We start from the raw sequence: 22,900 nt of genomic DNA on the forward strand, positions 1-22,900 counted from the left end.
GGCACCCCGTCCAGGTAGGTTCATCCTGGACGGGGTGCTGCTTACTTGGAGGACGTTGTGCGAATCTCGGCCGAAGAACTACTCACTGCGGTACTCGATCCCGAGAGCTTCGTCTCTTGGGACTCCCCGCCCGTCGACGTCGGACCTGGCCCGAAATACGCAGAAGACCTGGCGAAGGCCCGCGAAAAGAGCGGAGTGGACGAGTCCGTCGTCACCGGTGTCGGTACGGTTCGGGGCCGTCGGGTCGCGGTAATTGCCTGTGAATTCAGCTTTCTCGCCGGTTCCATCGGAGTCGCCGCGGCCGAGCGGATCGTGACCGCCGTCGAACGTGCTACGGCAGAACAACTCCCGCTGCTCGCCTCGCCCACCTCTGGCGGAACGCGGATGCAGGAGGGCACCGTCGCCTTCGTTCAGATGGTGAAGATCGCTGCGGCAGTGGCTGTTCACAAAGCGGCACACCTGCCCTACCTGGTATACCTGCGCAATCCCACCACCGGCGGGGTCTTTGCCTCGTGGGGATCCCTCGGCCACATCACCGTCGCGGAACCCGGTGCTCTGGTGGGATTCCTCGGACCCCGTGTCTACGAATCGCTGTACGGCGAAAAGTTTCCCGACGGTATCCAGACGTCCGAAAACTTGTATCGCAACGGCGTTATCGACGGCGTCGTACCCGTCGACCGCCTCCGTCTGCTGGTCAATCGAGCGTTGTGCGTGCTCACCGATCCCCCGGCCCCGGCGGCCACGGACCCGATTCCCTCACCCGAGATTCCCGATGTTCCCGCCTGGCAGTCGGTGATGCTCTCGCGCCGGGCCGATCGACCCGGCATCCGGCAGTTGCTCCGCCATGCCGCAACTGAACAGGTACCGCTCAGCGGCACCGGGCAGGGTGAAACCGACAAGACGATCTTGCTCTCGCTCGCCCGCTTCCGAGGCTTTCCGTGCATCCTGCTCGGCCAGGACCGCAGTGGCCAATCCGCGCTCACCACGATGGGACCGGCCGCGCTCAGGGAAGCGCGACGGGGCATGAAACTTGCCGAAGAACTACAACTCCCGCTTGTCCTCGTGATCGACACTTTGGGCGCCTCGCTGTCCAAAGAAGCTGAAGAACGTGGACTGGCCCCTGAGATCGCCCGTTGCATCGCCGACCTCGTGACGCTGAAGACCCCGACAGTGTCGGTGTTGCTCGGTCAGGGAACAGGCGGCGGGGCGCTCGCGCTGCTGCCCGCCGATCGGGTACTCGCGGCACAGAACGGGTGGCTCGCTCCCCTGCCGCCGGAAGGCGCAAGCGCGATCGTCCATCGCGACATCAGTCACGCACCGGAGATGGCGGCAGCGCAGGGCATTCGTTCGTTGGATCTGCTTCGAGACGGCGTAATCGACGCGATCATTCCCGAAACGCCTGACGCGGCCGACGAACCCGTGGAATTCTCCAAGAGGGTAGGGGCTGCGATAGCGCACGAACTCTTCATGCTTGCCGAAGAGTCGGACACCGATCGCCAGTCCTCCCGTATCGCGCGCTATCGAAACCTGGGAGTTCCGCAATGACGACGAAGGACCGGAACGCGCTGACGCTGCCGCACAGTTACGACCGCGCGGCACTCGCTCGTTTCGAATTGTTCCTGTTCGCCGGCGTCGCGACCGTGCTGATCACCCGCGCTTATCTGGCGGCAACGGGCTATCCCCAGATCGGGGGCGGCGCCCTCCACATCGCACACGTTCTCTGGGGCGGATTGCTGATGGCCGTCGCCATCGTCGCGACCGCCATCACCGATGGCTCTCGCACGCGTGACCTGGCCACGCTCGTCGGCGGAATCGGATTCGGTCTCTTCATCGACGAGGTCGGAAAATTCGTCACCGCCGACGTTGATTACTTCTACCAACCTGCCATCGCGATCATGTACGTCGTCTTCGTTCTCTTCTATCTTGCCGCGCGCGAGGTGGTGATTCGGCGCGGAATGAATGATCGTCATCGGCTCGCCATCGGGGCGCGAGCGCTCTCGGACCTCGCTCTCGGTCAGCTCGACGAGATCCAGTACAACCACGCCCTCCGCGTACTCGACGGCGTCGAAGACCGCAGCCTCACCGACCTCGTCGATTCGATCAAAGCCGGCCTGCATTCACAGACTCCGCCGACCGGCGGTATCGAATCGAAGATCACTCGTGGCCGCAACGCGTTCTTCCACCGTGCTGAGGAACTGCTCCGGCACCGTGTCGTCCGCCGACTGGTACTGACCCTGTTCGTACTGCAGGCTCTTCTGGCGATTTTCCAGGTGATCTACGCGTTGGTTTCCGAGAACGTCGTCGAAGCCGACGACGTCTCCGATCTGGTGGTCCAGATCTCCACCGTCGCAACCGGAGTTCTTGTGGTTCTGGGAGTGTGGTTCCTCTTCCGCGGTCCGTACCTGCGAGCCCTGAGACTCCTGCGTGCATCCCTCATCGTGAGCCTTCTGGTGACGCAGGTTTATCTGTTCACGCAGGACCAGTTCGGCGCGCTTTTCGGTTTCGCAGTGTCACTGTTCATGCTCGCGACTCTTCGCATCGCGATTCGAAGCGAAGAGGCCGCCGCGGCTCTACCGCAGTAATTCTCTACCGCAGTGAGATCGCAGGCCGACTCGGTAGATCGCGGATCCCGCGGAGCGGGCTGAAGAGCAGGACCAATCCACACGGCGCGATCAGGCAGGCCATGATCCACATCGTCCCGCGCGGTCCCACCGCGTCGCCGAGGTAGCCTGCCGTCAGCGCACCGAGCGGAATGCTGCTGTGCAGCAGGAACATACTCGTTGCCACTACTCGTCCGAGGCGGTCCGGCGGACAGTAACTTTGACGGAAACTGCCGAGCACCACGTTGCACGACACGACACCCGCAACCATCACCATGCCGCCGATGCAGAACCAGAACAGGCCGGCACCGTACGTCGTCAGAGGCGCCAACAGGATGAACGGTCCCGTCACCAACTGACAGATGAGAACGCTTCGGGCAGTGCCGAATCTGCGGCCGAGCGGGCGCGCGATCATCGATCCGACAATTCCGCCCACCCCGGCAATCGCCAAGAGAAGCCCGAGTCCGAACTCCCCCACACCAACCGTCTTTTCCAAGAACACGATCTGAATCGTGGTGTACCCGGTGAGACCGAAATTGAGCAGAGTGCCGTAGACGACGATCGACCGCAGATACGGATCACCGGCAACGAATCGCAGTCCGAGCGCAATCTGCCGTCGCAACGGTTCTCGCTGATTCTGTCCGCGATGGACGGTCTCCTGCACACGAATCAGCCAGATGCATACGAAGCAGAAGGCGAACGTGAACGCGTCGACAACCAGACCGGCCGCGAGCCCGACAGTTGCAACCACCAGCCCACCGACGCTTGGGCCGATCACCCGAGTTGCGGCCTCGGCGCCCTGAATCTTCGAGTTCCCTTCGACAAGATCCGCTTCGGCGAGCACCGTGGGGAGATACGAGTGATAGGCCGCCTGGAAGAAGACCGTGGCTGTACCGGTGAGCAGCGCGACCAGGAGCAGGTGGCCGTATGTCATCGCCTCCAGGAAGCCGGCGATCGCGAGGCTCGCGAAGAGCAGCGCGCACGCAGCGTTCGCGATCATCATGATCGGACGCCGTGGCAGCCGGTCGATCCAGGCACCGGCAGGTAGTCCGACGATCAACCACGGCAACCACACTGCCGATGCCAGCACACCGATCTGGAAGCTACTCGCGTCCAGTTCGCGAAGCGCGACCAGCGGCAGTACGACGGTCGTGACACCGTTTCCGATACCGCTGACTGCGTCGCCGGTCCACAGCAGTCGGAAGTCACGCAGAGCGAGGACTCCCCAGAAGCCTGCGCGTTGCGCTGCACCTGTCACATCGATCCCCCTTTCCGTCCCTGGCTTATCCCACCCCTACGCGCCACTGGCCGACGGGACGGGCCCGCCCGGCGCAAAGGGACGGTACCCGCACCGCTACTGAGGCGCACCGCACTGACGGTGACCTAAGGTGTTTCAGGTCACCGGTAAGCGAAGTTCACGAGAGGACACACGTCGATGAGCTCTTCCGAGCAGGCGTCCCACACCACGTATGCCGACGCATATCGCGAGAGCATGGATCAGCCGGAGAAGTTCTGGCTCGACGCTGCGCGGGCCGTCGACTGGGATGTCGCCCCCACGAAGGCTCTCGACGATTCTGCCGCGCCGATCTATCGCTGGTTCCCGGATGCTTCGCTCAACACCAGCTTCAATGCCCTCGATCGGCACGTCCGCGACGGCCGCGGCGATCAGACCGCGTTGATCTTCGACTCCGCGATGGTCCCAGCCAAGACGACCTACACCTACGCCGAATTGCTCGAGCAGGTCTCACTCTTCGCCGGCGTCTTGAAAGATCAGGGTGTGGTGGCGGGCGACCGCGTGATCATCTACATGCCGATGATCCCCGAGGCCGCGATCGCGATGCTCGCGTGTGCACGTATCGGCGCGGTGCATTCGGTGGTGTTCGGCGGCTTTGCGGCCAAGGAACTCGCAACCCGTATCGACGACGCCGGTCCAGTGGTGCTCGTGACGGCGTCCGGCGGCCTCGAACCCGGACGAACAATCGAGTACCTGCCGATGGTCGAGAAGGCTCTGCAACTGTCCGCCACGCCCGCGCACACCGTGATCGTGAAGAATCGCGAGCAGATTCCCGGCGCAGCTGCCGACTACAAGTCAAGTGCCGCAGCCTGGTTCGACTGGGACGAGCTGATCGCCGATGCAACTCCTGCCGACCCGGTGTCGGTCGCCGCGACGGATCCGCTCTACATTCTCTACACCTCGGGAACGACCGGTAAGCCCAAGGGCGTCGTCCGGGACAACGGTGGCCATGCCGTTGCCCTGACGTGGACGATGAAGAATCTCTACGACATCAGCCCCGGCCAGGTCTGGTGGACCGCCTCAGACGTCGGTTGGGTGGTCGGCCACTCCTACATCGTCTACGGGCCATTGCTCGCCGGAGCTACGACGGTCATGTACGAAGGCAAGCCCGTCGGGACCCCCGATGCAGGTGCATTCTGGCGCATCATTTCCGAATACAAAGTGTCGGCACTCTTCACCGCTCCGACAGCGATCCGCGCGGTCCGCAAGGCCGACCCGGATGCAAAAGAGCTTGCCAAGTACGACATCTCGTCGCTCGACACACTGTTCGCGGCCGGCGAGCGCTTGGATCCCGACACCTACGAGTGGGCTACTCGGATTCTCGATCGCCCGGTGGTCGATCACTGGTGGCAGACCGAAACCGGTTGGGCCATCTGCGCGAACCTGCGCGGCCTCGAACCGATGGAGATCAAAGCAGGCTCACCCACCGTCGCCTGCCCCGGATACCGCGTCGAAATCGTCGACGGCAAGGGCGAACTCGTGGGTCCGGGCACCGAGGGCAACATCGTGATCGGCCTGCCGCTTCCTCCCGGAACACTCGCCGGACTGTGGCGTGACGAGGACCGGTACGTGAAGTCCTACCTGTCGACTTTCGAAGGCTATTACCTCACCGGCGACTCCGGATACATCGACGAGGACAACTACGTCTTCGTGCTCGGACGAAGTGACGACGTGATCAACGTTGCCGGACATCGCCTTTCGACCGGAAGCATGGAGGCCGTCGTCGCCGGCCACCCGGCTGTCGCCGAATGCGCGGTCATCGGCATTCACGACGAACTCAAGGGGCAACGCCCCAGCGGCTACGTCGTGCTCAAGTCCGGCGTCGACATCGATCCCGAAACACTCCGACAGGAACTGGTCGCCCGGGTGCGAGACCAGATCGGTGCCGTCGCCACGTTCCGGGACGTCACCGTCGTCGCTGCACTACCCAAGACTCGTTCCGGCAAGATCCTCCGCAAGACCATGCGGCAGATTGCCGACAACGAGGAGTACACGGTCCCGTCGACCATCGAGGACGCGAGCGTACTGGACGAGTTGTCCAAACTCCTTCGCGGATAAGGATTCAGAGAATTCCCCTGCCTGGCTCGCACCGAACGTAGCAGTATGAACACGTTCCAGTTTTCAACGATTCAGACGGGCAGGGGAAGTTCGATGGGCAATTTGGACGGTCAGGTCGCATTCATCACCGGAGCGGCGCGCGGTCAAGGGCGCGCACATGCCGTCAAGCTCGCGTCCGAGGGCGCGGACATCATCGCGGTGGATCTGTGCGCGCCGGTCGCAACGGCGGGGTACGACATGGCCACCGAAGCCGACCTCGACCAGACCGTCGCCCTGGTCGAAGCTCAGGGCCGGCGCATCGTCGCATCCGTCGCGGACACTCGCGACCTCGATGCCCTGAAATCAGCGGTCGACGCCGGAGTCGAGAAGCTCGGCCGACTGGACATCGTGATCGCCAACGCGGGAATCGCGGCGTCGGCGAAATTGTCCTGGGACCTGAGCGCCGAAGAGTTCCGCGAGCTGATGGACATCAACGTCACCGGCGTTTGGTTGACGACCAAGGTGTCGATTCCGCACATCATGAACGGCAATCGAGGTGGATCCATCGTGTTGATCAGCTCGATGGCCGGGCTTCGAGGCGTGCCGGGTATCGCACACTATTCCGCGTCGAAGCACGCCGTTCGGGGGCTGGCGAAGTCTCTGGCCAACGAACTCGGCTGGGCGGACATTCGGGTCAACTCTGTACACCCGGGCAATGTGCGAACGACGATGATCGACAACGAACCGATGGTTCGTGCGTTCCGTCCAGACTTGGAGAATCCTGTCCTCGCCGATACCGCTCCGATCATGTCGAAGCTGAATCTGCTTCCCCACCCATGGGTCGACCCCGAAGTGATTGCGGATGCGGTGTTCTATCTGGTGGGGCCGGCCGGGCGCGGGATCACCGGCATCGCGTTGCCGATCGATCTCGGCACCTCGGAAAAATTCGCCGGCGGCTGAAGGCCCGAACTGATGCAGAATTGCCTCTGCCGGATGGGTCTCGAGCACCATCCGGCAGAGGCAATTCCGGCTTGATCAAGCCTTCGTAGCAACAGAACAAGTAGTCGACAACCTCATAGGCGCTCCTCGTCTGGCGTGGGAAAAACCGTTGTGGGATGCGCAACAAACCCAAGACCCAGCGTAGAAGCATTTGGCCGCAAACGCGCGTCATTCGGCACTATTTTTTTGGATTCGGGCATACTGGACAACGCTCCCACCACGTATTATGGACCCGAGTTCACACTTACAGGGGGTAGGCACAGTGACGGTCAAATACGCCGTAATGGACCCGATTCACGGAAAAGTCGAGATCTCGTTCGATGTCGACACGGGGGTCGTCGACGTCCGAAACGGCAACTCACACGCTCTGTTGACGCGTCGAGTCGATGCCCCGCGCCGCGAAGGCACACCCATCGGAACGCGCGCCGCCGCCGACTTGTTCTTCACTGTCGGTGGCGACGAAGTCGAACTCACTGTCGGCAAAGGGTTTCTGTCCCGTCGCTCGTACTCTGTCTCGGCACTCGTCGACGGCGTGAGTTTGAACTTCGCCCCAGTCGACGACGCGAACAGTGCATTCACCCGCGACGGATTGCGGATCGGGCACTTCTCCAAGAACGAGGAATTCGATCCCAGACAGACCGACGCAGTCTGGTCGAGCACGCCGAGCACCGACGAACTTGTCATCGGATACGCCCTGGCCGAAGCCTTCGATTGTGGAGCACTCAACGGGGCTTTTGCGTTGATCGAATCACTGGTGCTCGGCGGCGGATAGAGACCACTCAGAGCAGGTGGATTACCAGCAGAACAACGGCAATAGCTGGGAAAAGCATCTGCACGACGGCTGCGCGGGCTTTGTCGGGAGACGAGAGAATCAGCACCAGTCCCGCGGCAACCATCGATCCTGTGCCTGCCAGGACGAGGGCAATTCCGACCGACGCGGAGCCGGTCGCCGCAATCACGATGCCGACCGCCGACACGATCGCCAGGAAAAGGTTGTAAAAGCCCTGGTTGAAGGCGAGCGGCTGCGTGGTGATCGCCTCTTCCTCGGACTTCACGCCGAACGTGGCGCGGGTCTTCGGGGCCGTCCAGAGAATCGATTCGAGGACAAAAATGTACACGTGCACTGCTGCGGCCAGTCCCGCGAAGATGTAGCCGGCGACGTTCATCGGTGAGCTCCTGTTGCTTCGAGTGAATTCTGTATCGTTCGGTCCAATATATACTGGACCGAACGATACAGAAAGAGCGAGGCTTTGATGGGCAGATCACAAGAATTCGACACAACAGCCGTGGTCGCTGCCGCGTTGGACGTTTTCTGGGCACGCGGATACGAAGGCGCCTCGCTCGGCGACCTCGAATCCGCGACGGGGCTGAGTCGGTCAAGTCTCTACAACTCGTTCACCAACAAGCGCGGATTGTTCGACGCCGCCGTGCAGATGTACCTCGAACATGTCATCCGGCCACGTCTGCGCGGCCTCACGACAAATCCCGGGACAGACGCCGTCGACGACTACCTTTACTCGCTTGAGCACGCGATCGGCACCATGACCGCCGACTCGCCTCGGCGCGGTTGCCTACTTCTCAATACGGCTGCCGGACTCGGCGCGCACGACGATGCGGTGGCAGCCGTGATCCGCGCCTATCGGCAAGAACTTGCCGTTGCAATTCGCAGCGGGCTACAAGCCACATTTCCGACCGAGACAGACGCCACGCTCTCAGACCGCACTCGAATCCTTCTCTCCTGCACAGTAAGTGCACTGGTCCTCGCGCGAGTTGACACCGAAGAGGCGATCGCAACTCTGGAATCTGCGCGCCGCCTGAACGAAGAGTGGCAGAGCCGGAACACGTAGGCTGTAACCGCACTGTCCGAGTGGGCATTCCGCGAAGTAGGGTTTCATCGCTTGGAACTCGCACACTCGATCCACAACCCACGATCGTGCCGAGTCGCCACCAAAGCAGGCTTCAGCGAAGAAGGTGTTCGACGAGGCTCCGCCAGGCACGCCGACGGCTGGCACGACATGCACGTCCACGCCCGGCTACGCAGCGATCAGCCTTCGGCACCGACCCGCGCCGCGAGCGCAAGTGTCTGATCCACTAATTCCGCAACTCGCTGCGGCGCGACCGGTTCGAGGTCGAACAGAATTCGGTAGATGATCGGTGCCACCACGTGGTCCACTACCGAATCACCATCCACGTCAGCAGCTTCCGGCCAACGAGCTAGTATCACGTCGATCTGTGTCCGACAGAAAAAGGCGCACTTGAACTTCTTCGTACCGTCCGGTGCGTGCGTCTGGTCGTCGCTCATCAGCACATCTCGCAGCGATGCGCGACCGACGGGTGCAGACATCTCCTCCAGATAGTCCTGCGCCCAGATCGTCAGATCCCCTCGGAGCGAACCCGTTTCACGCGGGTCGGCGTCCGGTCGCAATCTCTCGATCGAGACATCGGCAAAGACTTCGTTGATGTCGCCCCACCGCCGATAGATGGTCGACGGGGTCACACCCGCATCGGTCGCGATCATCGGCACCGTGATCTCTGCCCGATCACGCTGTTCCAACAACTTGCGCGCCGACGCATGCACTGCCTGTTGGATGCGCGCACTGCGGCCACCGGGGCGCGGACCTGCGGACGGACTCATAAATCAATACTAACGCAAAGATGTTGCATTAGGCTACGGCCAGGCGTAGCGTCCCAAACGCAAAGTATTTGCGTTTGAAGTCTTCACCACCCGCACGGGAAGCGCTACGACAATGACAACGACCATTTCACCGCCGACCGAGAGCACTTCACGCCCACGCTTGGGGCGAGGCGCCGCTTTCACACTCATCGCCGTCATCATCGCTACGTTCCTGGGCGCCTCCGCGACCCCGACACCGTTGTACGAGCACTATCAACAGTTGTGGGGATTCTCCTCGCTCGCGTCGACGCTCGTGTTCGGCATCTACGCTCTCGCATTGCTCGCCACGCTCTTGACCGCCGGATCCCTGTCCGATCACATCGGCAGGCGACCGGTCCTGCTCGGAGCGCTCGCCTTGGAGGCGGTCTCGCTCGCCCTGTTCGCCTCGGCCGACGGTTTGACCATTCTGCTGATTGCCCGGGTCGTGCAAGGTGTTGCCACCGGCGCTGCAATCAGCGCTTTGGGTTCGGCGTTGATCGACCTCGAACGCACTCCGGGCCGCGGATCGATCATCAACAGCGTCGCTCCGACAGTGGGGCTTGCCGTCGGAGCCGTGGGTTCGAGTCTCATCAGCGAGCACCTGCCCAGGCCAACCAGCACTGTCTACCTGGTCCTTCTCGTACTCGTCGTCATCGAGATCCTCGGGGTTTGGGCCGCTCCCGAGACTTCGGGCGGACGCCCCGGAGCCTGGCAGTCGCTACGCCCCACCCTTGCTGTTCCTCGCGAGGCCCGAACCATGATTGCGCTCACCGCACCGTGCCTGATCGCGGTCTGGGCGCTGGGCGGTTTCTACCTCTCACTCGGACCGGCGCTGGCGCGCAACGCACTTGACGTTCACAGCTCGCTCATCGGTGCCATCATGGTCGCAACACTGACGGGATTCGGAGCCGCAGCGGTGCTCACCTTCCGCAAACTCGGCGGCCGAACCGTGATGCTGATCGGAACAACCGCCTTGGTGCTCGGGGTGGCCGTCACACTCATCGGTGCTGAAACATCCTCTGCAGTATTGATTCTGGTTGGTACGGCTGTTGCCGGGATCGGCTTCGGAGCAGGATTCCAGGGAACCATCCTCACTGTCATGCCGCTGGCCGAGAACCACGAACGCGCGGGGTTGTTGTCCACCGTCTACGTCATCGCATATCTGGCCAACAGCCTTCCGGCATTGCTGGCCGGCTACCTGGTCGGCAAGGTGGGGTTGGTGGATACGACGCGTGGCTACGGCGCACTCGTCATGGTTCTCGCGGCCGCCGCACTGATCGGACTGCTGGTCACCAGCGAGCGAAAGGTCGAAGCTGTCTCCGTGTCGGAGTAGGTGTCCCCCGATCGGTGGACACACCGTTCCTCCTGCACAGGGTCCCGGAAGTGGACATACGACATCGATCCACTCCGACATAGTTGTCTTCGAGAGAGCCAACCGAACGCTCACCCGGACAAAGGACACCGACGATGACGAACCCACGCTACGTAGTTGCCGCAATCACAGCTCTGGCCGCCGGCGCCGTCACTTTGGGATTGAGCGGAATCGCCAGTGCCGGAACTCTTCCCACGACCGGCAACACCATCACGATGACGATCAGCAACGACACCGAACAGACAATTCATCTCGAAGGCGCCGACAACCCCTACGGACAGTGGATGCAGAGCCCACGCCAGTCGCTCGCGCCCCACGAGACCGAGATCGTCACGGCATACAACCAGGACCCGCGCGGCCTGACGGTCGACGTCGCCTATTCCACTCCCGGCGGCGGACAAGCCGTCTTCATGGCCAACGACTATCCGCAGTTCGACACCGACGGAACTCGCACCACCGACCCTGATCACTACTTCATCTCGAGCTACATCGACGGCTACTACCCGAACCTGAGCGTCGGGTACCACCTCAGTGCGGTGTGACTGCAGCAGTCGTCATAAGTAATCCATCTGCCTCTCAGACGCACTCGTTCTTGGACATTCGTCCGGCGCGCGGGAAGTGTTGAACACGGCCCCGCACGACCAGGCACACGCCCCGCTGCCGGTGGCCCGAACATCAACGGGAGAGGGAAAACCACAGTGCGACTACCCAACCAGTTTCTGATCTACGTCAGCGATGCCGCCTCCGCAGCAGCGTTCTACGGCGAATTGTTCGACGCGAAGCCTGAGGTCCTCAGCCCTCGGTACATGACCTTCGACCTCGGCGGCGGCGTGGTCCTTGCACTGTGGAGCGGCAAGTCCCGCGAACTCGATCCCGCGACTCCGCGCAATTTCGAAGTCGGCATATTGGTCGACGGCAGGAGCAATGAAATTCGGGCGATCTACGACGAGTGGGTGGCCAAGGGAATTGAGGTCGTCGAAGAGCCAAACGAAGATGTCTTCGGCCTGACATTCGTCATTTCAGATCTGGACGGAAACCGCCTCCGCGTAGCGCCCGCAGATCACTGAGCACTCAGCCCTTGATCTCGCCGTACCGGCGCAAGGCTTCCTCACGCTCATGCGCGTGATCGACGATCGGGTCCGGGTAGTCGACCGGGCGCATCGCCTTCAACGAGTGGACGGCCTTCCCGGGAACATCGCGGAGTTCGAGAACCCACCGACGGACGTATGTGCCGTCGGGATCGAACTTCTCCCCCTGCGTGATGGGGTTGAAGACGCGGAAGAAGGGCGAAGCATCTGTGCCCGACCCTGCAGTCCACTGCCACCCGTGCTGATTGGAGGCCAAGTCACCGTCCACCAGATGCGACATGAAGAACCGTGCGCCACGCCACCACGGAATGTGTAGGTCCTTCACCAGAAAAGACGCGACGATCATTCGCACCCGATTATGCATCCAGTTCTCGGCCGCGAGTTGCCGCATGCCGGCATCCACGATCGGGAAGCCGGTCTTGCCCTCACACCAGGCCGTGAAGGCGGCGTCTGCGTCCACTCCACCGTCGTGACGTAAACGGTCGAACTTGTCGTCGTAGTTTTTCCGCGCGCTGTCGGGGCGTTGAAACAGGATGTCTGCGTAGAAGTCTCGCCACGCCAACTGGCGACGGTAAGCCTGAGCGCCGTCGCCCAGTCGCTTGGAGAGATCTGCCAACATCGTTCGCGGATGGATCGTGCCGTACTTGAGCGGAATCGACATCCGGCTCGTGGTGTCGAGGTCAGGCCGATTTCGTTCGTCGTCGTACCGGTCAAGATCGTTCTCACAGTATTCTTTCCACTGTTCGAGGGCGCCGACCTCACCGACGAAATCGCTGACGGAGGCGGATGGCGCGGGGATACTCACCCGGCGCGGGCCACCCTCCTTGTCGCTCGGATCGAACCAACGGACCGTCTGCGCATCGGTCGACGCGGGGCCCCGCCAACCGTGTTCCATCCACTGACGGAAGTACGGCGTGAACACCTTGTACGGATCACCGTCCGCCTTGGTGACGCGTCCGGGCGCCACGGCATACGGAGATCCGGTGGCGATCAACTCCACCTGCTCCGCCACGGCCGCGTCGCGCCGTCGGCCGTAGGGTCCGTAGTCGGCACTGATGTGAACTTCTTCGGCGCCAACGGATTCCGCTACACGGGGCACCACGTCCGCCGGATCACCTCGAACCACCATCAGATTTCCGTCGAGTTGATGATCGAGCGCCGTCAAGTTGGCGAACAGTTGATCCTGACGAGGTGAGCCTGCCGGTCCGAGCAGGTTCTCGTCGAGAACGAACAAACCCAACGTCCGCCCGCCGGCATCCGACGCTGCACTCAGGGTGGGAAGGTCACCTACCCTCAGATCACGTCGAAACCAGACCACAGAGTTACTCACCCAGTCGAGCCTACCGATCAGATCCCAGAACGCATCCCACCGCACGAGCTGCAAGTTGCGCAGCTCGTTCTGCTGTCGGTTCGGAAGCGAGCCCGAGCAGTCGCTGCCGGTGCTCCTCCCCGAGCAGCAACGTGTACAACTGATCCGCGCACAGCGCAGCCTTCTGGCCGTGCTGATCGATCAATATCTTCTCCAGAAAGGCAATCGACTTGGCCGGGCCGGATTCGTAGAACGCGGCGGCCAGTTCCGGGAACTGCACGGCCTCGCCGATCATCATGCGGTGCAGCGCAATCGAGTTGTCGCTGTGCAGGGCGACGACGATGTCCACTGCAGCGGCGAGCAGGTCCGACTGGTCGCCACCGGCGTTCTCGACATACGCGTGCTGACGCGAAACAGCAGCAGCGAAGACCGCGGATTTGTCGCCGAAATAGCTGTACACGGTGCGCTTGGCGACGCCGGCCGCCGTGGCAATGGCGTCGATGGTCGTTCGAGCGAACCCGACTTCTCGAAACGAGTCGACCGCAACGTCGAGAATCTCGTTGCGTCGATCAGCTCGCTCCGCGTCGCTGGTTCTCCCACGTCTTCGCGGTTGCTCCATCAAGTCCCCTACTACCGTGCCACTCAATTAATGCTACGTTGACGTTTCATTATTTCGAACACTACAGGAGCACTGCATGACCGGACAACGACTCGTCCACGTCGCCATCGCCGACGACTGGGAAGCGTGCAAGCGTTTCGGTGAGTACGAGGTCTCGACGCGCGGAATCAGTTACGACGAGGCGGGATTCATTCGCGCAACCACCCCGAACGCGCTCGCTTCGGTGCTCGATCTGGTGTTCGGCGACCTCACGTTGCCACTGATCGTCGCCGTCATCGACCAGGACGCTCTGACCTCCGCAGGCATCGACGTCGAATGGGAGGCGGGAAAGCCCCGAATCCTCCGGCCTCTACCGATGGACGAGGACACCGTGGTCGTCGAACTGGTCGTGGAACGCGTTGACGGGGCCTGGCCGATTCCCGACCTGACCCCGTACGCAAGCCCCGCCGGCTAGACCAGCGCAGCCTCGGGTTCGACCACGGGGGTCGACGCCTTCTTCCGGCCGGCGGCGACGCACAGCGCGATCCCGACGGCAATCCAGCACACCAGCACCAGAAGTGGCGTGGCGGCGCCATGGCCGTCGAAGAACGCCATCGAACGGACGGATGCTCCTGCGGCGCCAGGTGGGAGCAGCTGCCCCAATGCACCCCAGCCTGCGGGCAACCACGCGGCAGTTGTCGCCATCCCCGAGAGTGGGTTTCCGATGAACATCATCGTGACGGCACCCAACGCGAATCCCTTCATCCCGAGCAGGGATTCGAGTCCCAGAATGGGCAGCGAGATGGCCGACATGCCCATGGTGAGTGCGAGCGCGGTGAGCAGGTAGTTTCCGTCAAGACTGTTGGTGCCGAACTGCAGAATGGCAGTCAGTGCAAAACCCGCGACAACCGCGACGCCGGCAGCGCCCAAGACTCGCTTGACAATGCTCCGCGGAAACAGTTGCACGAGAACAACAGCAGGCATGATTCCGCCGAACACCAAGGGCAAGGCCAATGCCGTGAGCCCAGCACCGGTCGGGTCGTCCGCAGTCAGCGGCACAACGTCTTCGACAGGCACCTTCGCCCCCGAGGCCTCCGAGAGGCCGTTGGCCACCCCGGTCAGGGTCTGGGCGATCGGGGTTCCGCCTGCAGTCGCGATCAACACGTGAGGACCGTTGGCATCAACGGCGATTCCGCCGACCACGTCGCGATTCCGAATCGCGTCACGCAGGGCGTCGGCGTCAGCGAATTCTCGAGTATCGAAGGCGCCTTGCTTACTCGCCTCGAGCGAGGTGCTGATCTGTTCGGTTGCCGCAGCTGGACCGGTGATGCCCAACTTCAGTTCGTGCGGGCCACTGTTGACCGAGGGCAGTACGAAGGCAAGCAGCATCAGCCCGATCACGGCGGACAAGCCCAACACCACAGCCACCAACTTCTTGCGGTCCCGTGCTTCAACTTCGGCGTTCATAACTACCTTCCCTAAGTGGAAGTTTTTCCTCCACTATTTGTGGAAGATATTCCTCCGGTTATGATGAACTGTCAATACCGGAGGTGAATGTGCGAGCCGATGCACGTGAACGCAGAAACGCAATAGTCGACGCCGCACGAGCGGTGTTCACCGAGCGCGGGCACGACGCGCCCCTCGACGCAGTCGCAGAACTCGCGAAAGTGGGCATCGCCACGCTGTATCGGAACTTTCCGACGCGCGAGGACCTCGTGACCGCCGTCGCCGTCGCAACACTGACCGATGTTCGCGAGGCTGCCGACATCGCACTCACGGCAATGTCCACCGATCCCACAAACGCGTGGCACACGCTGGTGGACCGCCTCGTGGAACTGCGCCTGGGTGCGCTCATTCCTGCACTGGTGGAACGCAGTTTCACCGAGCTGGCGCCCGAAGTTCTGGCGGTGCGTGAGGTGACGAAATCGAAGATGACCGCGACGATCGGCGCCGCTCAGAGCGCCGGACTGGTTCGCGCCGATCTGCAACCGCTCGAATTCGTCATGGCTCTGGCCAAACTGACGCGCCCGCAAATCGAATTGTCCGACGAGGCCATGCCGAACCTGGTCCCGCGGTTGGTCGCGGTGTTCATGGCCGGTTTGCGTCCGGACGGTACCGACTTGCCGGTCTGATCGGCGAAACCCGACGTACCAGGCAAGGCACAATGGGGCTGTGACCGAGATACCGAAAATCCTCGTAGTCGACGACGACGCAGACGTCCTGACCTCACTCGAACGCGGATTGCGGCTCTCGGGATTCACCGTACTGACGGCAGTGGACGGCGCCGACGCGCTCCGAGTGATCTCCGACAAGCGACCGGACGCGGTAGTCCTCGACATCAACATGCCGGTGCTCGACGGCACCGGTGTGGTGACGGCGCTTCGTGCCGCCGGCAACGAAATCCCGATCTGCGTGCTCAGCGCACGCAATTCTGTCGACGATCGCATCGCCGGGCTCGAATCCGGCGCAGACGACTACATGGTCAAACCGTTTGTCCTCGCCGAACTGGTTGCCCGGATCCGCGCAATGCTCCGTCGCAGCAACACTCCGGCCGGTGATCACTCCGAGGGAACGAACACCCTGCGGGTCGGCAACCTCGACATCGACCTCTCCGGCCGGCGGGTTCGCGTCGACGGCAAGGAAGTACCGCTCACCAAACGCGAATTCGAGCTACTCGAAGTGCTCGCTCACAATTCCGGCATCGTGCTTACTCGCGAACGTCTCCTCGAACTCGTATGGGGCTACGACTTCGTCGCCGACACCAACGTCGTGGACGTCTTCATCGGCTACCTGCGTCGAAAGTTCGAATCCGGCGGTTCACCTCGTCTGCTGCATACCGTTCGCGGCGTCGGGTTCGTGCTTCGGGAGAACCCGTGAAGCGTCGCCGCTTCTCACTACGAACTCGCGTTGCCGCGGCCGCGGCACTGGGGGCGACGTTCATCGTCATCGCACTCGGCGTGGTCGTTGCACTGGCTATCGCACGAAACAATCTGGCGCAGTTGGACCGTCGCTTGGAGACGGCATCGACGGTCATCGTGGCCAATGCGGCAACAGCGGGACCTTTTCTCGGCGCGTTCGGTGACGGCGGAGCGTTCTCCGTGACCATCCGCTCCGATACCGACGGAACCGTCAAATCCAGTACCCCGACGCGACTGCCCGAATTACCGGTCGGCTCGGCGACCGTCGACGTGGACGGTACGAAGTACCGGGCTTACACCGCCGAGGCCGACGGAATCAATGCCCTGGTCTCGCTGGCGGTTCCCTATGCCGAGGCGCGGGACATCACGGTCGACCAACAGCGTCAGGTTGCGTTCTTCGGCGTCGGAGCCGTAGCGGCCGCAGCCGCGTTGGGATGGTTGTTCGGTGGCCCGGCGGTGCGCCCACTCGTGGAATTGACCCGCCGGATCGCCAGGCGAGATCCCGATCTCGCCACCGAGGTTTCCGGCATCCGTGAAGCGGACGAGCTTGCCGCAGCAGCAGAATCGATGCTCAGCGACGTCGCCCGGGCACAGGCCGCGACCAACTCGGCCCTTGCTGCCGCTCGGGACTTTGCTTCCGCCTCGGCTCACGAACTCCGAACTCCGTTGACGGCGATGCGAACCGACATCGAAGTGTTGTCCATTCACGATCTCGACCACGAGCAGCGACGTGAGATCCTCACAGATCTGGCCCGCGCACAGGGCCGCGTCGAATCGACTCTCCGCGACCTGGAGCGACTGGCGAAGGGCGAGTTGTCGACGGCTGAGGACTTCAAGGACACCGATTTGACCGAGGTATGCGACATCGCTGCCGACGATGCACGACGCCACCACCCGAGCGTCGATGTCAGTGTCGTCACGGTGGATTCCCCACTCCCCTATTGCATCCGGGCCCTTCCCGGCGGAATCCGGTTGATCCTCGACAACGCGATCACCAATGCAGTCCGCCACGGCGGCGCGAGCACGGTGCGCATCACCCTCGCGCGCCCGGTCGATTCACCGGACACCGTCACGATCACGATCGATGACAACGGTTGCGGAATACCGGCCGAGGAACGCTCGAGCGTCTTCGAACGCTTCACTCGCGGATCGACGGCAGGCAAGACGGGTTCCGGTTTGGGCCTGGCACTGGTGGCGCAGCAGGCGGCCCTGCACGGCGGACGCACGACCTTTCACGACAGTCCGCTCGGCGGGGCTCGCCTGCTGGTCGAACTCAGGGATCAGCCCGGACCCGAATAGCGCCTTCAGGTCTCGATCAACTCGCCGATCCCTGACGCTGTCACTTCGATGACCCGAGCCGAGCCGATGTCGAAGAACAGTCCGGCGATACGCAGGCGACCATCCACACGGGCCTGACCCACCAGAGGATGCCGTTCGAGAGTCTGCAATTGGACTGCAACATTGACCATTCCGAGCTGATCGACCTCCGAGAAACCTGCCTCGGCTGCAGCACGCGCGACCGGATGGCCACTCGTGTACGCCTGCAGACTCGTCTCCGCATGCCGCAGCCATTCCCCGACAACTCCCGATTCCGACGAACTGTTCGTCAGGAGTGCTTGCATCGCTCCGCAGCCCGAATGTCCGCACACGATCACCGAACTGACACCCAACTCGTCGATCCCGAAGGCCAGTGCCGCTTCCACCGACGTATCGCGGCCGCCGGCAGGAACCAAGTTTCCGACGTTGCGCACAGTGAACAGGTCACCTGGGCCACTGCTCGTGATGATGTTCGGCACCACTCGCGAATCTGCGCAGGTAAGGAAAAGAGAGTCGGGATTCTGGCCGTCGCGCAACTGATCCATGTGCGGCCGTATCGCTTCGGCGCGATGGCGATGATAGTTGGACACCCCGTCGAGAATGGGTCGCAAGGCTGGCGGGCTGCTCAGATTCCTTCCCGAAGCCTGTGGTTGCCAACTACCCCACGGAGCGAGCAATCCGCGCAGGTCGGTGACTGCGGCGCCGCGCTTCGGCGGACCGGTGGTCGCGCTCTCCATACTCACCGAGCCGACTTCGTCGATGATCACCGAACCACCTGCCAACTCGTACTGCCTCGCCCACTCTTCGATGACGTCGAAGACGGCATGGTCGAGGAAGTCGACGGACAACTCGACGGTGACGTCGGACCGCGGCGGGATGCCGGCGAGTACCGAGGTGAGCTTGGGCAGCACCAGGAAGGTGCACGACCCTTCGACCAGCACCCGCCACTTCCCGGAATCCTTGTCACCCAACTCTTCTGCCGTGACCGATGCGCGGATGACCCGCCACACCAGGAGAGCGATCGCCAACGCCAATCCGATCAGCACGCCCTCGAGCAGGTTCAAGAACACGACGCCGACCACTGTGATGCCGTACACCCACAGATCACCGGTCCGTCGCGCCAACCGAATGTGCGCCAGCTTGACCAGTTGAATGCCGATGACGATCAACAGTCCGGCAAGCGCAGACTTCGGAATCTGCTGCACCAACCCGGCGAGCGCAGCCGAGAACAGCAGAATCCACAGGCCGTGCATGATCGACGACGCACGGGACTTCGCCCCGGCTTCGACATTGGTGGCGCTGCGTACGATCACACCCGTGACGGGCAGGCCGCCGATGGCCCCGGACACCATGTTCGCAGTACCTTGGCCGAGCATCTCGCGATCGAAGTTCGAGCGCGGGCCGGAGTGCATCTTGTCCACGGCCACAGCCGAGAGCAGACTCTCGGCGCTGGCGATCAGGGCGATGGTCAGGATGCCGGTTGCGACGCCGAGCCACTGGCCGTCGGGCAGAGCGGGAAGTCCGATCGAGTCCAACAAAGATCCGTCGAGAGCAATACGTTCGACGTCGATCGGCAGCAGGAGCGAAGCGAGAGTTGCCAATACGATGCCGACCAATGCCGCAGGCACCTTCCGGACGCCCGCGGGGAGATAGCGCCACCCGAGAAGAGTGGCGATGACAACGAGTCCGATCATCAAGTCCTCGACGTGCAGGGCACCGATCTGTGCGGGCAACTGCCGTAGATTGTCCAGCGCCGAACTGGCCGAGCTTCCGCCTAGCAACACGTGAACCTGTTGTAGCGCAATGGTGATGCCGATACCGGCGAGCATCGCATGCACCACCACCGGCGCAATAGCCAGTGCCGCACGGGCAATTCGGCTGAGCCCGAACACGATCTGCAGAATTCCGGCGCCGACGGTGATCAGGCAGGTGACTTTCCACCCGAACTTGCCGATCAGTTCGGCGACCACCACGGTCAGACCGGCTGCGGGACCACTGACTTGCAGTGGTGAACCTCCCACCGCGCCGGCCACTACTCCGCCGACGATGGCGGCGATCAGACCTGCCATGATCGGCGCCCCGGAGGCGATAGCAATTCCCAAGGACAAGGGAAGCGCCACCAGGAAGACGACCAGCGACGCCGGCACGTCGTATCTGATCAGTTGCTCGAGATAACGCCGGCTTCCACCACCCGGCGGAGACGAATCCCCCACGACGGCTTCGTCTGCGGATGATTGTGCGTGCACTACGGACTGCGTCGACATAGATCTCCTCGCCGGACCCCGGATCCGGCTGCTGGGCAACATGTTCGAAGCGAATCGGCGATCGGTATCGCCGATCGACTGTGACCATGGTAACCGCGATTCCTTACCGTTCCCTTAGATGCGAACCCAGACGTGGTCGACGTCACCGCCGCCCGGCACTGTGACTCGAACCTGAACGTCGGTCCAGAAGAGCAATCGAATTGCTTTAACCCGCAAGCATTTTCGCACGGGCCGCCCGAGTGTTCAGCACACCTGAATGCCGTCGGCGATAATGGTCGGGAGTAAATGCTCAACCACAACGATGTGAAGGCAGGCACCATGTCCGATCAGTACGTCGCCGCGCAGGACCGCTACGAAGCCATGCCCTACCGCCGAACCGGTCGGAGCGGTCTCAAACTCCCGGCGATCTCGCTCGGGCTCTGGCACAACTTCGGCGACGACGTACCGATCGAGAACCAGCGCGCAGTCCTGCGGCGGGCATTCGATCTAGGAATCACGCACTTCGATCTGGCCAACAACTACGGGCCGCCGTACGGAAGCGCCGAGACGAACTTCGGCAGGATCCTGCGTGAGGATTTCTCTTCGTACCGCGAGGAATTGGTCATCTCGTCGAAGGCCGGGTGGGACATGTGGCCCGGTCCTTACGGGTTCGGCGGTTCCCGCAAGTACTTGCTGTCATCCCTCGACCAGTCGCTCGGCCGACTCGGAGTCGATTACGTCGACATCTTCTACAGCCATCGCCCCGACGGCGAGACTCCGATCGACGAGACCGCAGGCGCGCTGATCAGTGCCGTCCAGCAGGGCAAGGCGCTGTACGCGGGTATCAGTTCGTATTCGCCGGAGCGCACCCGTGAAATCGCCGCACTGCTCGCCGCTGCGGGGGTCCCCTTGTTGATCCACCAGCCGAGCTATTCGATGCTGAATCGGTGGATCGAACAGGACCTGCTTTCGGCTGTCGACGATCTCGGAGTGGGCGTCATCGCGTTCTCGCCGCTCGCGCAAGGCATGCTCACCGACCGGTATCTGAACGGCGTCCCCGAGAATTCTCGCGCCGCCCAAGGTAAGTCACTCGATCCGTCGTGGTTGACCGACGACGCTCTCACCCACATCCGCGCGCTCAACGACATCGCGGCAGACCGCGGCCAGTCGCTGGCTCAGCTGGCACTGAGCTGGGCACTCCACGATTCGCGGGTCACCTCGGTATTGATCGGTGCATCCAGCGTCGCCCAACTCGAAGCCAACGTCGGCGCGCTCGACAATCTCGAATTCAGCACAGCCGAACTGGCCTCCATAGATCAGCACGCCAAGGACAGCGGCATCAATCTGTGGGCAGAGGCCAGTTCGATCTGAGCGATCACACGCGCTAGAGCTGAGGCAACTCCACGTTCACGTGCTCGCCCTCTTCGAATACGGCCGAAGCAGGCCCGACGATCAAGGGATCCGGAGTACCGACTGCCCGGTGATCCTTGTTGGGATAGTCGAAGCTGGCGAGCACGTGACGCATCGCTTCGAGGCGGGCGCGCTTCTTGTCGTTGCTCTTGATCACCGTCCAGGGCGCATCCCCGGTATCGGTGTAGAAGAACATCGCTTCCTTGGCCTGCGTGTAGTCGTCCCACTTGTCGAGCGAAGCCAGATCAGTCGGTGAGAGCTTCCACTGACGCACCGGGTCTGTTCGACGGGCCGCGAATCGCGCCAACTGCTCTTCCCGGCTGACCGAGAACCACAGCTTGTGCAGATGGATCCCGGAGTTGACGAGCATCCGCTCGAAGTCCGGGGTCTCTCTCATGAACTCGAGGTACTGAGTCGGCGTGCAGTAACCCATCACTCGTTCGACACCGGCGCGGTTGTACCAGGACCGGTCCATCATCACGATCTCGCCGCCGCTGGGTAGGTGTGCGACATACCGCTGGAAATACCACTGCGTTCGCTCGATGTCTGTGGGCTTCTCGAGCGCGACGACCCGGGCACCACGAGGATTGAGATGCTCGGTGAACCTCTTGATCGACCCACCCTTACCGGCAGCATCGCGACCTTCGAAGATGATGAGCACTTTCTGCCCGGTTTCCTTGACCCACAGCTGCAGCTTGAGCAACTCGATCTGCAGACGCCGCTTCTTCCGCTCGTACTCGCGGCGCGACATCTTCTTCTCGTACGGATAGCCCTGCTTCCAGGCATCCGCGAACTCTGAGGGCTCGAGTCCGCCGAGCTTGTGCTTGAGACTCGAGAGCTCGTCGATCTCGGCCGCATAGTCCTCGGTGACGGAAATTCTGGTCGACGGGGTCGGCAGGTCAGGAACCCGACCGTCCACACCGCTGGCGTCGGGGCTCATGAATACGCACTCCCTGTCGTCGAAATGAACGAACGTCCGGAAAGTGAATTTTACGCGCCGAAGCCCTCCGCCGCGGGGCCGAAGCGAATGTTGCTTGGCATCGAGGAGGTAACGACAGGTCC

23 protein-coding genes are annotated in these 22,900 nt (G+C 62.5%); 15 read left to right on the forward strand and 8 right to left on the reverse strand.

The features are described 5' to 3' along the window. Window positions 1-57 precede the first annotated feature (57 nt). On the forward strand, window positions 58-1,545 hold the full coding sequence (locus tag H7C86_RS02030; RefSeq protein ID WP_019744871.1) for a carboxyl transferase domain-containing protein: 1,488 nt from the start codon (window positions 58-60) through the stop codon (window positions 1,543-1,545). Next, complete coding sequence (locus tag H7C86_RS02035) at window positions 1,542-2,582, forward strand: hypothetical protein (protein WP_182261011.1); 1,041 nt, start codon at window positions 1,542-1,544, stop codon at window positions 2,580-2,582. Before H7C86_RS02030 ends, H7C86_RS02035 begins: the two co-directional genes overlap by 4 nt. Window positions 2,583-2,586: 4 nt before the next feature. Here H7C86_RS02035 and H7C86_RS02040 read toward each other — a convergent pair whose 3' ends face one another. Continuing rightward, window positions 2,587-3,858, reverse strand: a complete 1,272-nt coding sequence (locus H7C86_RS02040) for an MFS transporter (RefSeq protein ID WP_021332237.1) — start codon at window positions 3,856-3,858, stop codon at window positions 2,587-2,589. Between the two features lie 177 nt (window positions 3,859-4,035). Between H7C86_RS02040 and H7C86_RS02045 the strand changes: the two genes are divergently transcribed. From H7C86_RS02045 to H7C86_RS02055, 3 genes are all read left to right on the forward strand, one after another. After that, window positions 4,036-5,952 carry a propionyl-CoA synthetase gene (locus H7C86_RS02045; protein ID WP_019744874.1) on the forward strand — a complete coding sequence of 639 codons (1,917 nt, stop codon included), beginning with the start codon at window positions 4,036-4,038 and terminating at the stop codon, window positions 5,950-5,952. Between the two features lie 93 nt (window positions 5,953-6,045). Continuing rightward, complete coding sequence (locus tag H7C86_RS02050; protein WP_020908748.1) at window positions 6,046-6,891, forward strand: mycofactocin-coupled SDR family oxidoreductase; 846 nt, start codon at window positions 6,046-6,048, stop codon at window positions 6,889-6,891. Between the two features lie 301 nt (window positions 6,892-7,192). Then, the gene (locus tag H7C86_RS02055) at window positions 7,193-7,702 is read left to right on the forward strand and encodes a hypothetical protein (protein ID WP_259349023.1); all 510 of its coding nucleotides are present in this window, start codon (window positions 7,193-7,195) and stop codon (window positions 7,700-7,702) included. 7 nt (window positions 7,703-7,709) lie between these two features. Here H7C86_RS02055 and H7C86_RS02060 read toward each other — a convergent pair whose 3' ends face one another. After that, on the reverse strand, window positions 7,710-8,096 hold the full coding sequence (locus H7C86_RS02060; RefSeq protein ID WP_003939752.1) for a DUF1304 domain-containing protein: 387 nt from the start codon (window positions 8,094-8,096) through the stop codon (window positions 7,710-7,712). A gap of 87 nt (window positions 8,097-8,183) precedes the next feature. Between H7C86_RS02060 and H7C86_RS02065 the strand changes: the two genes are divergently transcribed. Both H7C86_RS02065 and H7C86_RS37850 read left to right on the forward strand, forming a co-directional pair. Beyond that, window positions 8,184-8,777, forward strand: a complete 594-nt coding sequence (locus H7C86_RS02065; RefSeq protein WP_070795829.1) for a TetR/AcrR family transcriptional regulator — start codon at window positions 8,184-8,186, stop codon at window positions 8,775-8,777. Window positions 8,778-8,789: 12 nt separating this feature from the next. Next, complete coding sequence (locus H7C86_RS37850; protein ID WP_290283637.1) at window positions 8,790-9,017, forward strand: GNAT family N-acetyltransferase; 228 nt, start codon at window positions 8,790-8,792, stop codon at window positions 9,015-9,017. On the opposite strand, the gene H7C86_RS02070 is transcribed toward H7C86_RS37850, so the two are convergent. Beyond that, window positions 8,975-9,565 carry a TetR/AcrR family transcriptional regulator gene (locus tag H7C86_RS02070; protein WP_020970457.1) on the reverse strand — a complete coding sequence of 197 codons (591 nt, stop codon included), beginning with the start codon at window positions 9,563-9,565 and terminating at the stop codon, window positions 8,975-8,977. The two genes, H7C86_RS37850 and H7C86_RS02070, sit on opposite strands and share 43 nt — an antisense overlap. 112 nt (window positions 9,566-9,677) lie before the next feature. Between H7C86_RS02070 and H7C86_RS02075 the strand changes: the two genes are divergently transcribed. The 3 genes from H7C86_RS02075 to H7C86_RS02085 all read left to right on the forward strand — a co-directional run bounded on the left by H7C86_RS02075 (window position 9,678) and on the right by H7C86_RS02085 (window position 12,022). Further along, window positions 9,678-10,916 carry an MFS transporter gene (locus tag H7C86_RS02075; RefSeq protein ID WP_141488543.1) on the forward strand — a complete coding sequence of 413 codons (1,239 nt, stop codon included), beginning with the start codon at window positions 9,678-9,680 and terminating at the stop codon, window positions 10,914-10,916. A 134-nt stretch (window positions 10,917-11,050) separates the two neighbouring features. Next, complete coding sequence (locus H7C86_RS02080; protein ID WP_182261012.1) at window positions 11,051-11,497, forward strand: hypothetical protein; 447 nt, start codon at window positions 11,051-11,053, stop codon at window positions 11,495-11,497. A 156-nt stretch (window positions 11,498-11,653) separates the two neighbouring features. Further along, the gene (locus H7C86_RS02085; protein ID WP_182261013.1) at window positions 11,654-12,022 is read left to right on the forward strand and encodes a VOC family protein; all 369 of its coding nucleotides are present in this window, start codon (window positions 11,654-11,656) and stop codon (window positions 12,020-12,022) included. Between the two features lie 4 nt (window positions 12,023-12,026). On the opposite strand, the gene H7C86_RS02090 is transcribed toward H7C86_RS02085, so the two are convergent. Both H7C86_RS02090 and H7C86_RS02095 read right to left on the reverse strand, forming a co-directional pair. Then, a complete protein-coding gene (locus H7C86_RS02090; RefSeq protein WP_182261014.1) occupies window positions 12,027-13,373 on the reverse strand; it encodes a deoxyribodipyrimidine photo-lyase in 1,347 nt (448 codons plus the stop codon). A 10-nt stretch (window positions 13,374-13,383) separates the two neighbouring features. Then, window positions 13,384-13,971 carry a TetR/AcrR family transcriptional regulator gene (locus tag H7C86_RS02095; protein WP_020908757.1) on the reverse strand — a complete coding sequence of 196 codons (588 nt, stop codon included), beginning with the start codon at window positions 13,969-13,971 and terminating at the stop codon, window positions 13,384-13,386. A 76-nt stretch (window positions 13,972-14,047) separates the two neighbouring features. Here H7C86_RS02095 and H7C86_RS02100 point away from each other — a divergent pair, with 76 nt between their 5' ends. Continuing rightward, window positions 14,048-14,425 (forward strand): DUF952 domain-containing protein, encoded by a 378-nt coding sequence (locus H7C86_RS02100; protein ID WP_020908758.1) that lies wholly within the window; start codon window positions 14,048-14,050, stop codon window positions 14,423-14,425. On the opposite strand, the gene H7C86_RS02105 is transcribed toward H7C86_RS02100, so the two are convergent. Next, on the reverse strand, window positions 14,422-15,417 hold the full coding sequence (locus H7C86_RS02105) for a hypothetical protein (RefSeq protein ID WP_020908759.1): 996 nt from the start codon (window positions 15,415-15,417) through the stop codon (window positions 14,422-14,424). The genes H7C86_RS02100 and H7C86_RS02105 overlap by 4 nt on opposite strands. Window positions 15,418-15,506: 89 nt before the next feature. Here H7C86_RS02105 and H7C86_RS02110 point away from each other — a divergent pair, with 89 nt between their 5' ends. The 3 genes from H7C86_RS02110 to H7C86_RS02120 are packed head-to-tail and all read left to right on the forward strand — an operon-like array spanning window position 15,507 to window position 18,167. Next, window positions 15,507-16,082: a TetR/AcrR family transcriptional regulator gene (locus H7C86_RS02110; RefSeq protein ID WP_020970464.1), complete on the forward strand. Its 576-nt coding sequence runs from the start codon at window positions 15,507-15,509 to the stop codon at window positions 16,080-16,082. 40 nt (window positions 16,083-16,122) lie between these two features. After that, the gene (locus H7C86_RS02115) at window positions 16,123-16,827 is read left to right on the forward strand and encodes a response regulator transcription factor (protein WP_003939853.1); all 705 of its coding nucleotides are present in this window, start codon (window positions 16,123-16,125) and stop codon (window positions 16,825-16,827) included. Then, window positions 16,824-18,167, forward strand: a complete 1,344-nt coding sequence (locus H7C86_RS02120; RefSeq protein ID WP_020908761.1) for a sensor histidine kinase KdpD — start codon at window positions 16,824-16,826, stop codon at window positions 18,165-18,167. The genes H7C86_RS02115 and H7C86_RS02120 overlap by 4 nt, the downstream gene beginning before the upstream one ends. 5 nt (window positions 18,168-18,172) lie before the next feature. On the opposite strand, the gene H7C86_RS02125 is transcribed toward H7C86_RS02120, so the two are convergent. Continuing rightward, window positions 18,173-20,449 (reverse strand): bifunctional SulP family inorganic anion transporter/carbonic anhydrase, encoded by a 2,277-nt coding sequence (locus tag H7C86_RS02125; RefSeq protein ID WP_182261015.1) that lies wholly within the window; start codon window positions 20,447-20,449, stop codon window positions 18,173-18,175. A gap of 318 nt (window positions 20,450-20,767) precedes the next feature. On the opposite strand from H7C86_RS02125, the gene mgrA reads away from it, so the two are divergent. Beyond that, window positions 20,768-21,799 carry an L-glyceraldehyde 3-phosphate reductase gene (gene mgrA / locus H7C86_RS02130; RefSeq protein ID WP_182261060.1) on the forward strand — a complete coding sequence of 344 codons (1,032 nt, stop codon included), beginning with the start codon at window positions 20,768-20,770 and terminating at the stop codon, window positions 21,797-21,799. A 13-nt stretch (window positions 21,800-21,812) separates the two neighbouring features. Here the strand turns inward: mgrA and ppk2 are convergent, their stop codons facing one another. Next, entirely contained in the window at window positions 21,813-22,778 is a 966-nt protein-coding gene (gene ppk2, locus H7C86_RS02135) for a polyphosphate kinase 2 (protein ID WP_047889565.1), read from the reverse strand. Between the last annotated feature and the right edge of the window lie 122 nt (window positions 22,779-22,900).

Source organism: Rhodococcus sp. UFZ-B548 (assembly GCF_903819475.1).
Taxonomy (GTDB): domain Bacteria; phylum Actinomycetota; class Actinomycetes; order Mycobacteriales; family Mycobacteriaceae; genus Rhodococcus_F; species Rhodococcus_F erythropolis.